The following is a 12,513-nucleotide window of genomic DNA, read 5'->3' as shown; positions in this document are numbered from 1 at the left end:
CGATTCTATGAGTATTTAATCTATCTAAAGACATAAATGTTGTCGTAATTTTGCAGATTTGTAAACGTTCATCTTTTTTTGCTCCGATTACATGTGTAAAATGTATTTTTTTTGCAGATTGCGACCAAATACCTTGTTGACGATTAATCATAGAATAAAAAAACAAACATTATTATATATAAAGGGATAGCTCAAAACTTCTCGAAAGAGGAAACATTATTCTAAACAAGGCTAATACATAATGTTCACAGCTGAGAAAAACAAACAAAATGTAATTTAGGCATAAATAAGCTTTAACTGCAACATCGGATAAAGTCTGCCACTTTCAAGTGTCTTCCTGTAGTGAGTGCAGCCGCATTTTTCGCAGTAGTAACCGTTAGGATACTTGGCACGAAGGAAGAATTCTTCACGGGCCTGATCATTGTTTGCATACTTTCTGGTAAATTCAATCATAGATGGGTTTTTTATCTTTATATTTAGACATATACTTTTACCTCGCAGAAAAAGTGTATATCCAGTAATACGATTTTACTGCGTCAAAAAACGTACTCTAAAGAGAGTTCTGAACTTTTTTGAATCAAATGGTCAATTATGTTTTTTTAAGTGTTTATTTCTATAGTGTTCCTAATTTGAGATTTAACAATAACCCATATAAAAAATATAATTTATATGAATTTGCAACTCGTGTTACACGAAAAAATAAAGATAATGTTTCTAATTTACCTTTAACGATATCAGCACAATATGGTCTAGTTGATCAAGTATCATTTTTTAATAAAACCGTTGCAAGTAAAGATATGAGTGGATATTACTTATTAAAAAATGGAGAGTTTGCTTATAACAAAAGTTATTCAAACGATTATCCTTGGGGTGCTATAAAACGATTAGATTTATATAATATGGGATGTTTATCAACTTTGTATATATGTTTTAAATCTAATGATAATATTGTAAATTCAAATTACCTTGTACATTATTTTGAATCCCCAAAATGGCATAAACAAGTAGCGGATATTGCTGGTGAAGGAGCAAGAAATCACGGATTGTTAAATATTGCTGTTAATGACTTTTTCAATACAAAACATGCTGTTCCTACAATTGAAAATCAAATAAAAATTGCTAGGTTTTTAGATTTAATTGAGGAGCGTATACAAACTCAAATTAAAATCATTGACACTTTAAGTTCTCAAAAAAAACAAATAAGAAATTTGCTTTTTAAAGATATCCATAAAAATGCAAACTGTTGTATTCAAGATTATGTAATTTATGAACAGCCACAAAAATACATTGTGCATAGTACTGATTATTTATCGTATGGAAAAGATTATACACCAGTATTAACTGCTAACCAGTCATTTATCTTAGGATATACTCTTGAAAAAGATGGTATTTATGAAAAAGGTGATTGTATTATATTTGATGACTTTACTAACGAAAATAAATATGTTGATTTTCCATTTAAAGTGAAATCATCAGCATTAAAGATTCTTCAAACAAAAGAAGGACTAATGCTAAAATTCTTTTATGAATATTTGCAATTTTTGAATTTTGAATCAACAGATCATAAACGGCACTATTTATCAGAAGTTGCAGTAACCGATATAAGTGTTCCAAATCTAAAGGAGCAAACATTTGTATGTAAGATATTTACTTCTTTTGACAACAAATTAAGAAATGAAAAAGCTTTATTAGAAAAATATAGACTACAAAAACAATTTTTGCTTAATAACCTATTTATCTAAAAAACATGTTTCATTATAAGAACATGTTTTTTAATAAAAATACTTTTTGCTTCACTAAATTCAATTTAATATCTTGCTCTATTTTAACTCTATATTCAATAGCCTTTAATATATTTGAAAAATATTTTTGCCGTTCGATAGATGGTAAATTAATTTTTATATTTGCCATTACATTATTCATTAGTTTAGGATTTGCTAAGTTAGTTGAAACATATTTTTTAGTGTAACAATTTAAAATATTTGAAATATAATATGCATCATAACCATTTTTAATTTTTAAAATACCGCATACATTAGTACAATTAAATTTTCCATTTCGGTAATAAACAGTACCTGCATTAGCACCATCTGTAGTCCAAGTGATATACTCACCTTCATAATCATAATTATCTAAATATCCCATTACGCCATTATTTGATGTTTGTGAAGAATAAACTGGATAGATTGGATTTTTTTGTTTAGATATTTCTGCAGAACTGATTACTCTTCCTCTTCCTAATTCAGCTATCTCAGACAATAAATAAGAAGTTCCTTTCTGTTTGATAAAGCTCTTTGTAATGTACTTTTTTAGCAATTTATAATCATTAATGATTTTACTTTGGGTTTCTATTTTTTCGTCGATAAGTGATAAGAAATTCACTATTTTAAGCTGTTCTTCTTTTGAAGGGTAAAGTAATTTATATGACGAAAGAAGATCTGAACTAAGGTTTTGCTGCTTTGTTCCTTGAGCATATCGAGTTCCAAGAATTTGTGCTTCTTTTTTATATACATAATACATGAATTGCGTTAATACATTCCCAAGAGAGTTAAATGCCATACATGATTGACTTATTGTGGAATCCATTTTCGTTATACTTGCTTTTCCTCTTACTCCAGCTGCTTCTAAACCATATATTGCAATAACCATTGTATCCATAGGATAAATAGTTAAATTGTGTTTTTTAACTGCATCTAAAGTTAGTTTATTTTCAGTAAACGAAATATATTTGTTTTTCAATTCACCACTATTAATCCATGGAATAATTCCATTATTAAAGTATGCTTTTTCTTTTGTTGATGGAGTAAGACCAGATGATAATCTGAAATTTTCTCCTATCGTAGAAGTACACCAATCTTCTTCAAATGAAAATCTCAAATTAGGAACATATATCAATAAAAATTTCATATTGTTTTGATCTGACCAGAGAGGAGGAATTAAAATGGTCAAAGAAAAAACAATTAATCAAATTACTGAAGAATGGAAGGAGGAAAAGAAAAAGTATGTAAAGAAATCTACATATGCAGCTTATCAATTACTAATTCAAAATCACATTAAACCTTATTTTGGTGATCTTTATGAAGTAAACGAGGAAAAGGTTCAGCAGTTCGTTTTTGATAAGTTAGATGCTGGTTTAAGTGAAAAAACAATACGAGACATTATCATTGTATTAAAAATGATTTTGAAGTTTGGAATTAAAAATGGATATTTAGAATATATTCAAATTGATGCTAAATTTCCATCAAAGCAAGAAAAAAAGGAGCTTGATGTGCTATCAAAAGCGGATCAAAAAAAGTTTATGGAGCATTTACGAAATAATTTCACTTTTAAAAATTTAGGCATTTTTATTTGTTTAAGCACTGGTATGCGCATTGGTGAAATTTGCGGATTAAGATGGTGTGATGTAGATACTGCTGAAGGAGTAATAAAAGTCAGACATACGTTGCAACGCATCTATATTATCGAAGGCGAAACAAGACATACAGAGTTACTGTTAGATACACCTAAAACTGCTAATTCTGTTAGAGATATTCCAATGTCTAGTGAATTGCTAAAGATGCTTAAATCTCTCAATAAAGTGGTAAATGAAAACTATTATGTAATTTCTAATGATATTAAGCCAATTGAGCCAAGAACATATAGAAATTACTATAAAAAGCTTTGTAAACAGTTAGATATACCGGAATTAAAATTTCATGGTTTACGTCACAGCTTTGCAACGAGATGTATAGAATCAAAAGCGGATTATAAAACCGTTTCTGTTTTATTAGGGCATTCTAACATTAGTACAACATTAAATTTGTACGTACATCCTAATAAAGAACAGAAGAAAAAAACAATTGATAAAATGCTAAGATCACTATAGTATCAAATCTAATCCCATTGAAAAATCAATGGGATTATTTTAGTGACAAGAATTTTTTCATCTTTTAAAATATACTTGTGAATTAATTGTTTGGAGATGATAATTTGAAACGATTTAATGAAGGAGATGTTGTTTACTTTATTTCCTCTTCTGTCTTTATCAAGAAAGCTACTGTTATTCGTAATGCTGGTGGATTTTGTACAATACGATTTTCAGATGGTAATTGTGGTACTTCTGGAACGCGTGTTCGTGAAAGTAAATTGTATCGTACGGAAGAAGAGGCAAAGAAGGTTGTTGAACAACATCAAAATGCAAACAAGTGGAGATGATGGTTTCTCCGCTTTTTATTTTGGATTGGCAAATACAATACCACCCATTCTTGATCTGTAGTAATCAAGAGTATACGTGTTGGTTTGCCAGTCCTTTTTTGCATCTTCAAACGTATTGGTAATACCATCATAGTTACCATCTTGAATTGTAATGTTGTTACCATCTACCTTTAAGACAATACCAACATGGTTTTTTCCTATTCCTGAAAATACAGCTCCGGCTTTTGGTGTTGAAGATCTTTCAAATTTATCTGGATGTGCTTTTAGTAGTTCATCTACACAATCCCATCCATTTCCAGAAAAGCCTGGATCATAACCATATAGCTCATAAAATCTTCCCCAGGCAAACCATGTACATTGACCATATAAGCCTGCTTTGGCATATGGATTTTTCGTAATCCATGCTTCCATATTATTGAAGTTTGGATTAGTTCCACCTCTAAAGGTAATACCAACATAGCGCATAACATGATCTACATAGTATGGATCTCCATATCCAGATACATTTAATTGTTGTTTCTTCATATCTGAAAATTGTTGTGCATTGTATTTGGAATAACCACCAAAATTAGAAATTGCCCAATCAATATAGCCAGAGCCATAGTTGTATCCTTGCAAAGCTAGATAGATGTGTTCTGTATCTGATGGATCTTTTACATTTGCCTTTTTAACACAATCCGAAAAGGTATGTGTACCAACATCTATGGAATACTCTGGTTCTGTAATGCCATTAGGAACTCTAGGATATTTTGTATTATATCCCGATTCACTAGCTTGCATCGGATCAGTTCCTTTACCACCAGATTCCTGCATCATAATCGCTTGAAGTAAAGATACATAATCTTCTATATCGTATTCTATTGCATATTTACGAATGGTATCTTCATATGCAATAACTTCTTCACTTAAAGAAACAATTTCACTATTAGATCCACCATCTTGTGCTAAAACGCTAAATGTGCCAACAAACAGAGTAATCACAATCAATAAAATCAATCCTGTTCCAAAAGAAAAGAGTGTATTCAATGTAGAAACACCCTTCTTAACAATATGAAATGATTTCTTTATAGCGTGTGTTGTATTTTGGACAATAGGCTTGGAAACAAATTGTTCTGTAGACTGTTTTATCTTTGAAGCATTCATTTTATTCACAACGTGCTTCTTTGCCTTGGATATATATGATATTCTCTGTGGATGAATATCATGGTTTGATTCAATAATCGGTTTCTTATTAGCCGATTTGATCTTATATTCATGATGCTTTTGTTTAATAAACTTAGTAGTACGATGTTTAGATTCAATTACAGTTTGTCTTGCTGCAACACTTACTTTATTTGTAGCCTGCACCTGAGCATTGGATTTAACTGAAGCATCCTCTTTTTTATCCACGTCTTTACTACGAGTATGAATGGATTGTTGTTTAATAAAATGCTGAATATTTCTTTTTGTATCTTTTGTTTTGATAGCTTGCATTTTTTGCTTTGTCTTAATATCTCTCAAATTCATCAACTCCTTTGTATGTAAAAAAGCAGAAAGTGAATTCTGCTTAGTTGAATAGGAGTTTTCTATCTCCTGGTTTAGTTGTATTGAGATCGTACAGTAATCCTTTTGGCATCTTATTTACAAAAGGAACAATAGAACCACCATACTTGATTAATCCAGATCCTGTTGGTGCATTTGTGATGTATCCCATCTGTTCTTCTGAAATATTTAGAAGTCTAGCTAAATCTTCTCTATCATTGGCAGATTGGTTTAACATCACAATGAATTCAGAGTTTGATAGCATACTCGTTCCTTGTTGACTTGATAATAAGTATTTTACATTTTGTGTAATACCCGTTGGATAGGCATCTCTTTTACGGAATTGTCTCCATGCAGATGCAAAGAAGGTTGCACTTTCTTCATTTTCAAAGATAACATGAATCTCATCAATGAAGACATGTGTACGTTTTCCTTTTCTCCAATTTTCATTGACACGGTTAATAATCGCATCCGTAATCACGAGTAATCCCATTGTCTTTAATTGTTTGCCTAAATTAAAGATGTTGAAAGATAGGATTCTAGATTTGATATTTACATTGGTTTCATGAGCAAAAATGTTCAAGGATCCATTTGTAAATAATTCAAGCTTGATAGCTAATGATTTAGCTTCTGGTTCATTTTGTTCTAGCAGCTTGTTGTATAGGTGCTTTAATGTTGGAATATAGTTATTTTTCATGGCATCCTGATAAACCAAAGATACACAACGATCAATAATAGAACGATCAATAGGGGATATACCATCTTGATTAGTATCTAACTGTTCAAATAAAGACATGATAAATTGAGATTTATCTGCAATTGCATTACCACTATCTCCATATCCTTCTGACATATCCATGGCATTAATATAATCTTTACTGTTTGTTCCAATACGAATAATCTGTCCTTTCATCGCTTTAATGATTGGATCATATTCACCTTCTGGATCCGCAATAATAATATCGTCGTTCGTAGACAGAATTAAGAATTCAATTTCTTCTTTAGTAAGAAAAGATTTACCTGATCCAGGAATACCCAGTACAAAAGAGTTTGGATTTTGTAATAAAGCTTTGTTACAAAGAATCGGATTGTTAGTAATGGCATTCTGTCCATACCAAATTCCACCTTTTTGCATGATTTCATGTGCTCTAAAGGGAATAAATACAGCAGCACTTTCTGTAAGCAGGGTACGAGTGATATTAAGTTTGTTGACTCCAATAGGAAGGGCTGTTTGTAGACCGTCCAATTGTCTTTTTGAAAAGTAGAGTGTTTCTAATTCACAAACATATTTTCGAGCTACTGCTTTTAATGTTTCACTATCTTTATCCAGTTCTTCTAATGAATCGGCAAGATGAACAACCGTAATATTACAAAGCATCATTCTCTGATCTCGTACAATTAAATCATCCAAGAATTCTTTACATTCCTTACGTTGAAGTTCCATATCATAAGGGATAATGGCTGAAAAGTTATTATTTCGATTTTGTTTCATTTGCCAATCCGTTATGTTCTTTTCAACACCCAAGAATTTATTTTCTACTTCACGAACAGCTTCATCTGTAGGAATCGTAATAATGTCCATGGAATACATCAAGTTCTTATTTAAATCGCAAAGTTCGGATACAAACTCGTCTTTTAAAAAGCCTGGATAATTACTTAGATAAAGGACTCTTCCATATTTACCATCAAATTCAAAATATTTGTTATGGTATTTACTCATTCTGGGTGTAATCAAATCTTTAAAAGAATGACCTTTCTTAGCCAAATCATTCATATCTAGAGAAAACTCTTCCGTTTCACTACGATAAAAATCATGAAGCATTTTTAATCGTTCTTCTGCATTTAATTCGATACAAGAAGAGCCAAGACGTGCAAACAGGGTAGAGAATTCAGTGGTGATTCTAGAAAAGGTAAATCTTGCTTCTTCTATACTGTTTTTAAAAATTGTTACCGTAATATATTTTTCTTGAACAATATCATCACTTTCGGACAATTTAGCTAAAAGCATATTATTGTATTCTTCACGATATGGATCTAAGCTATCTTGTTTTAATGGAATTAATATATCTTCTTTAAACTTCTTGATGTCCACTTTTCGATTGTTAATAGTTATCTTTGTCATGACAGAAGAATCAAATGAATTTAGCAAATCACTATAACTTAAAAACAAATTGTTTTTATCTTCACCAGACGCAATCTTATAATTGATATCCAAGAATCTATAACTCTTTGTATATTTATTACCAGAACGAAAAATACCATCCTTATAGATTATATCTACGGGGATGGTATCCTGAACAGTTCTAGGCACTCTTGTTTTTTCTTTGTTGAGCTTTTTCAATCTTTCGTAGCTTTTTATCATGTACAATCGACTCCTTTCTAGATTGTTTAATAACTGGCTCCAATATTTCGTAATAAAGATTAAAAGGGGCATTAATCAAATTTCTTGTAGACAAAGCAAAAGAAGATATTGCCATCTTCACAATATCTTCTGTATACATCCCTTGAAATTTGATAAATCCAAATGCTGTAAATGGTGCAGCTCCAAGCATACATAGCCAACTAGTCACTTCTGTACCAAATCTTTCTTTGAATAAAAAATACAAACCACACGCAATAGCGCAGGCAATGATAGAAAAGATACTTTGTCGAAGTGACAATCCAAAGAAGATACTTTCCGTATAATCACGTATTTCCTTGTTAATCTTGATTTCAAAATTAGATTTCATCATCTAAATCCTCATGAATGACATCTAGTGGAATAGAAGATGCAAATAAGATATTATCGACCGGAATAACCATCTTTCCACCATCACGACGAACAATGATTTTATCCTTTTCATGTTCCACTTTGTACATCAATTTTTCTGTTAATGGTAAAGTTGAAGATTCAACAATATCTAATGAATCTCCTGTTTTTAATACAACTTTATTTAATATATAATCTTTCATTTTGTGTTCCTTTCTTGCCAAAAAGGCATAATAAAAGCAGGAACAATATGCTCCTGCAGTAGTAATTAAAATAGTAATGATAAGTAATCCTGCCTTGAGTCAAGTATTCTAATAATTTCAATATTCTCTTCATTGACATTATAGAATACAAGTTGCTTAGATACGATTAAATAGCGAAATGGTGTATCTATGTCGAAACGATCTGACATTTTAGGACCTAGATAAGGATTATCTTTTAATAATGAAATTGTATCTACAATATTGTTTTTAAGTTTTTTTGCGGCTTGATCGTTATGAAACTGATTAATAATATAATTTTCGGTATTAAGAAGATCATCAATTGCTGCTTTTTTATAAATAATCTTCATTTTACAAACCTAACATCTTTTTGGCTTCTTCTTCTGAATAAGATTCAGTACAATTCATACCAATTTCTAATTCTTTCATTAATTTAGATAAAGCTTTTGCTTTCATCTTTTCAGCATTATCTTCGGTCACAGAAAATGGAAAACCACCTGTATTTAATACTTGCTGAAAAAATACATTTACGGCATCCGTTAGAGTTAAACCATTTTTCGCAAAAACTTCTTCTAATTCATTCTTGATTTCTGAGTTCATGCGAATTCTAAATACATCATCTTTTTGAGCATTGATTACGTTACGCATAATTAACACTTCCTTTCGTATATATTATAATCAGTTTTTTACAAAATATCAACAAATGTGGTAACTGAGTAGCTACATATTATAGTCCCATCATTTCTTTAACAATTCTGTCTGACATCTTGATTGTTCCTACTAGAACTAACATGTTGAATATCAATTCTCCAATATAGCTCCATACCATAGATACACTAGATGCTGTTGAATCTACTACCGGTGGACTTGATGCAAAGGCAGAGAAGATAATACAGGAAAGGACAATGATAGCTCCTTCTAAACACACTCCTGCATAGCTTTTAATAAAGGTAAAAGCTGTATTTTGTGTGCTTTCTCCTGCAGCTGCTGCAAGTGGAATCGGAGATATAGCTGTATACATGTATAGTTTAAAGAATCTTCCATATACTGTTAAAATCATCACGAAAGATAATATTGTGATAAATATAGATCCTAGTAAGGTTACTGCCCATAATGGAATGGATTCTAGAAAACCGGTATTACTTACTGCATCTACAATTTCTTGTGGAATCACTGTTTCATTGGATACTCCAAGTCCTACAGTTTCTGTAATCGATTGAATGATACCCTGTACAATTTCAAAGATTTTCGTCATTAGTTCCATTCCATAAAGTACTAGGGTTCTTGCGATGATAAATCTTAGAAATAGTTTGAAGGCTTGCTCTGGACGTTTGACATCCTGCCAGCTTGTACAGGTTCGTATTAATCCCCATACAAAGAAAAGTACAAGAAGGGCAAGACCAATAGCTTGTAAACCTTCATGTACTTTTACAATGATTTTCCATATATCTCCACCTTTAAATGTTTCTGGAGATTCAGTCAGTAACAACCATATTTCAGCAAGTTTAGAATTCCAAGTATTGATAGCACTTGTTAGGTTATCGATGATTCCATCCATACATTAACCTACAATAATATTTAAAATCTCTTTCGCAAACGTAATAATAATTCCACCAGCAACAGTCATAAATCCATTTGCTCTTTGGCTTGGATCGTGGCTTTTTAAAGATAAACCAACCTGCACAATTCCAAAGCCCAATAGAATCATTCCAATAGCTCGAATAAGTCCAAACATAAAATCACTGAAATTATTGACTACAGTGACTGGATCATTAGCTGCATAGACAGGTGTTATAAAGTTTGTGATGAGTATCAATGCTGTATAAGCATAGAACACTACTTTTCTAATTGTTTTTGTTTTCTTCATTTTCTTTGATCTCCTTTACATATTTTTCTACTTCTTCTTGATCTAACAATTCATATTCGTTATCAGTCAAAAGAATATTTTGCCAATCATCAATGAAATGATACGTTTGCCCATGAATATAAGGCTCTCGTCCTCCATCCAATGTCTGCTTAATATTTGGATGTTTTAATAAATCATATTTTTTATCTTTAACAGGGCGTTCTCCCTTAATAAAAAGAAGTCCATAGTTGTTATCCAACAATCGAACTTCATCTGCGGTTAAAAGCTCTCTTCCTGTCTGTTGATAATTTGTAGAATAATTACCACTTCTTCCTTCAGATTTGCCATACGTATTTGTATCCAATGTTTCTTTTCCCAGCAATTCACTGATGTATTTATGTGTACTTTGTTCATTACCACCTAGGTAATACGTTTCATCACAGTTACCTAAAATGGATTCCCAGCTATCTTTGTATAACGCTTTGATCTGAGCCAGGTTCTGTAAAATAATGGATACAAAGATCTGTCTTGAACGCATGGTTGAAAGAAGTTTATCAAATTCATCTGGTAAAGCAACATTGGCAAATTCATCCATCAAGAAATGGACGGGTACAGGAAGTTCTCCACCATGTACATAATCCGCCTGGTAATACAACATTTGAAATAACTGGGTGTACAACATTCCAACTACAAAATTGAATGTGGAATCGTTGTCTGGAATAATCGCAAATAAAGCCGTTTTTCTTTCTCCAATCTGTTCTAATTCCATCTCGTCATATTTGGTTAATGATGCAAGTTCTTCCAAATTAAAAGCAGCAAGTCTTACACCAACCGAAATCAGAATCGATTTGGCGGTTTTACCTGCTGCCTGTTTATATATTTTGTATTGTTTTAAAGCTAATGAATTAGAATCTATCATTTCTAGTCTTTTAAATAACTCATCCAATGGACTTTCGTAGTCTTCTTCATCTTCTTTGACTTCTGCATAATTGAGCATTTCCATGACCATTGTAAAATTCTGTTCATCTTCTGGTGCATAATGGTACAGATATAACATCAGCGCTTCCAATAGTGCTGTTTCACTCTTTTCCCAGAATGGATCATTGGTAGAAGAACCTTTAGGTGTTGTATTACGGATCAAGTTGGTAATTAATTTAAGTACATCCTTATCACTTTGAATATAATGGAATGGATTATATCCAAGAGATTTAGACATATCAATCAAGTCAATGACTTTAATGACATAACAATTCTCTTCTAATAGATGACCAACACTTCGAATGATTTCACCTTTGGGATCCAATACAACAAAACTTGTATTACACTGCATGATGTTTGGTTTTGCATAAAATCTTGTCTTTCCAGCACCAGAGCCACCAATCACAACTGTATTTAAGTTTCGACGATGTTTTTTACCATCTAACCCCATTCGTACATTTTGTGAAAAGACTTTGTTAGCAAAGTAATCTTTATTCGCGTATTTCTTACAAACAGTATTGGGATTTGCCCATTTAGCTGATCCGTATTCTTCAGTTCTTCTATAGTTTTTAGATGAAGATAAATACATCCCAACACCTAATACATAGATTATCAGAAAGATACCGATCGTTTTTAATGTTGAATTCGTCCATTGAATTTGAAATGGATGATTTAAAGCTTCATTAAGATATGGAATTGCATTGATTAATCCTTTATCCATGTAGGGTGCAATAAGCAATGCAAACCAAATTGTTGGTATTAGTAATAAGCCAAGAAACACATATTCATCTTTTTTAGCATCTCTCATAATGATCTTTTATAGAAGGTGAATTTGCATCACAAACTTTTACAATCAATGAATCTAGAAAGTCATAATTCTTATGTGCCATGCGTTGTTTGTCTCTTAAATCGGCAAGAGCACGTACAATAATTCTTCTTTCTGTATCATCGACTTGGATTTCAATCATTTCATCATTTTGTTTTTTAAACCAGTTACGCATATT

General features: G+C 31.5%; 14 protein-coding genes. 3 read left to right on the top strand and 11 right to left on the bottom strand.

The features are described from left to right. Positions 1 to 629: 629 nt before the first annotated feature. A complete protein-coding gene (locus EUBIFOR_RS12680) occupies positions 630 to 1,742 on the top strand; it encodes a restriction endonuclease subunit S domain-containing protein (RefSeq protein WP_147587363.1) in 1,113 nt (370 codons plus the stop codon). A gap of 13 nt (positions 1,743 to 1,755) precedes the next feature. Here the strand turns inward: EUBIFOR_RS12680 and EUBIFOR_RS04080 are convergent, their stop codons facing one another. After that, positions 1,756 to 2,907, bottom strand: coding sequence for a restriction endonuclease subunit S (locus tag EUBIFOR_RS04080; protein ID WP_003864675.1), 1,152 nt, complete (start codon positions 2,905 to 2,907; stop codon positions 1,756 to 1,758). 34 nt (positions 2,908 to 2,941) lie between these two features. Between EUBIFOR_RS04080 and EUBIFOR_RS04075 the strand changes: the two genes are divergently transcribed. Together EUBIFOR_RS04075 and EUBIFOR_RS04070 are read left to right on the top strand one after the other, a co-directional pair. Then, positions 2,942 to 3,865 (top strand): tyrosine-type recombinase/integrase, encoded by a 924-nt coding sequence (locus tag EUBIFOR_RS04075; RefSeq protein ID WP_003864674.1) that lies wholly within the window; start codon positions 2,942 to 2,944, stop codon positions 3,863 to 3,865. Between the two features lie 104 nt (positions 3,866 to 3,969). Then, complete coding sequence (locus tag EUBIFOR_RS04070) at positions 3,970 to 4,194, top strand: hypothetical protein (protein ID WP_118114811.1); 225 nt, start codon at positions 3,970 to 3,972, stop codon at positions 4,192 to 4,194. A gap of 15 nt (positions 4,195 to 4,209) precedes the next feature. On the opposite strand, the gene EUBIFOR_RS04065 is transcribed toward EUBIFOR_RS04070, so the two are convergent. From EUBIFOR_RS04065 to EUBIFOR_RS04020, 10 genes are all read right to left on the bottom strand, one after another. Continuing rightward, positions 4,210 to 5,700, bottom strand: a complete 1,491-nt coding sequence (locus EUBIFOR_RS04065; protein ID WP_003864672.1) for a lysozyme family protein — start codon at positions 5,698 to 5,700, stop codon at positions 4,210 to 4,212. Positions 5,701 to 5,740: 40 nt separating this feature from the next. After that, complete coding sequence (locus EUBIFOR_RS04060; protein ID WP_003864671.1) at positions 5,741 to 8,077, bottom strand: VirB4-like conjugal transfer ATPase, CD1110 family; 2,337 nt, start codon at positions 8,075 to 8,077, stop codon at positions 5,741 to 5,743. Beyond that, positions 8,019 to 8,447, bottom strand: a complete 429-nt coding sequence (locus EUBIFOR_RS04055) for a PrgI family protein (RefSeq protein WP_003864670.1) — start codon at positions 8,445 to 8,447, stop codon at positions 8,019 to 8,021. The genes EUBIFOR_RS04060 and EUBIFOR_RS04055 overlap by 59 nt, the downstream gene beginning before the upstream one ends. Next, positions 8,434 to 8,667, bottom strand: a complete 234-nt coding sequence (locus EUBIFOR_RS04050; RefSeq protein ID WP_003864669.1) for a hypothetical protein — start codon at positions 8,665 to 8,667, stop codon at positions 8,434 to 8,436. Before EUBIFOR_RS04050 ends, EUBIFOR_RS04055 begins: the two co-directional genes overlap by 14 nt. Before the next feature lie 65 nt (positions 8,668 to 8,732). Beyond that, positions 8,733 to 9,035, bottom strand: coding sequence for a type II toxin-antitoxin system RelE/ParE family toxin (locus tag EUBIFOR_RS04045; RefSeq protein ID WP_003864668.1), 303 nt, complete (start codon positions 9,033 to 9,035; stop codon positions 8,733 to 8,735). 1 nt (position 9,036) lies between these two features. Beyond that, the gene (locus EUBIFOR_RS04040; protein WP_003864667.1) at positions 9,037 to 9,333 is read right to left on the bottom strand and encodes a type II toxin-antitoxin system RelB/DinJ family antitoxin; all 297 of its coding nucleotides are present in this window, start codon (positions 9,331 to 9,333) and stop codon (positions 9,037 to 9,039) included. A 79-nt stretch (positions 9,334 to 9,412) separates the two neighbouring features. Next, positions 9,413 to 10,243 (bottom strand): VirB6/TrbL-like conjugal transfer protein, CD1112 family, encoded by an 831-nt coding sequence (locus EUBIFOR_RS04035; RefSeq protein WP_003864666.1) that lies wholly within the window; start codon positions 10,241 to 10,243, stop codon positions 9,413 to 9,415. A 3-nt stretch (positions 10,244 to 10,246) separates the two neighbouring features. After that, positions 10,247 to 10,552: a hypothetical protein gene (locus EUBIFOR_RS04030; RefSeq protein ID WP_003864665.1), complete on the bottom strand. Its 306-nt coding sequence runs from the start codon at positions 10,550 to 10,552 to the stop codon at positions 10,247 to 10,249. Next, complete coding sequence (locus tag EUBIFOR_RS04025) at positions 10,530 to 12,317, bottom strand: VirD4-like conjugal transfer protein, CD1115 family (RefSeq protein WP_003864664.1); 1,788 nt, start codon at positions 12,315 to 12,317, stop codon at positions 10,530 to 10,532. Before EUBIFOR_RS04025 ends, EUBIFOR_RS04030 begins: the two co-directional genes overlap by 23 nt. Continuing rightward, positions 12,304 to 12,510, bottom strand: a complete 207-nt coding sequence (locus tag EUBIFOR_RS04020; RefSeq protein ID WP_147587362.1) for a hypothetical protein — start codon at positions 12,508 to 12,510, stop codon at positions 12,304 to 12,306. Before EUBIFOR_RS04020 ends, EUBIFOR_RS04025 begins: the two co-directional genes overlap by 14 nt. Positions 12,511 to 12,513 lie beyond the last annotated feature (3 nt).

The sequence above is a fragment of the Holdemanella biformis DSM 3989 genome (assembly GCF_000156655.1).
Classification (GTDB): Bacteria; Bacillota_I; Bacilli_A; order Erysipelotrichales; family Erysipelotrichaceae; genus Holdemanella; species Holdemanella biformis.
The sequence above is the reverse complement of the archived record's forward strand: the minus strand, read 5'-3'. Positions and strand labels throughout refer to the sequence as shown.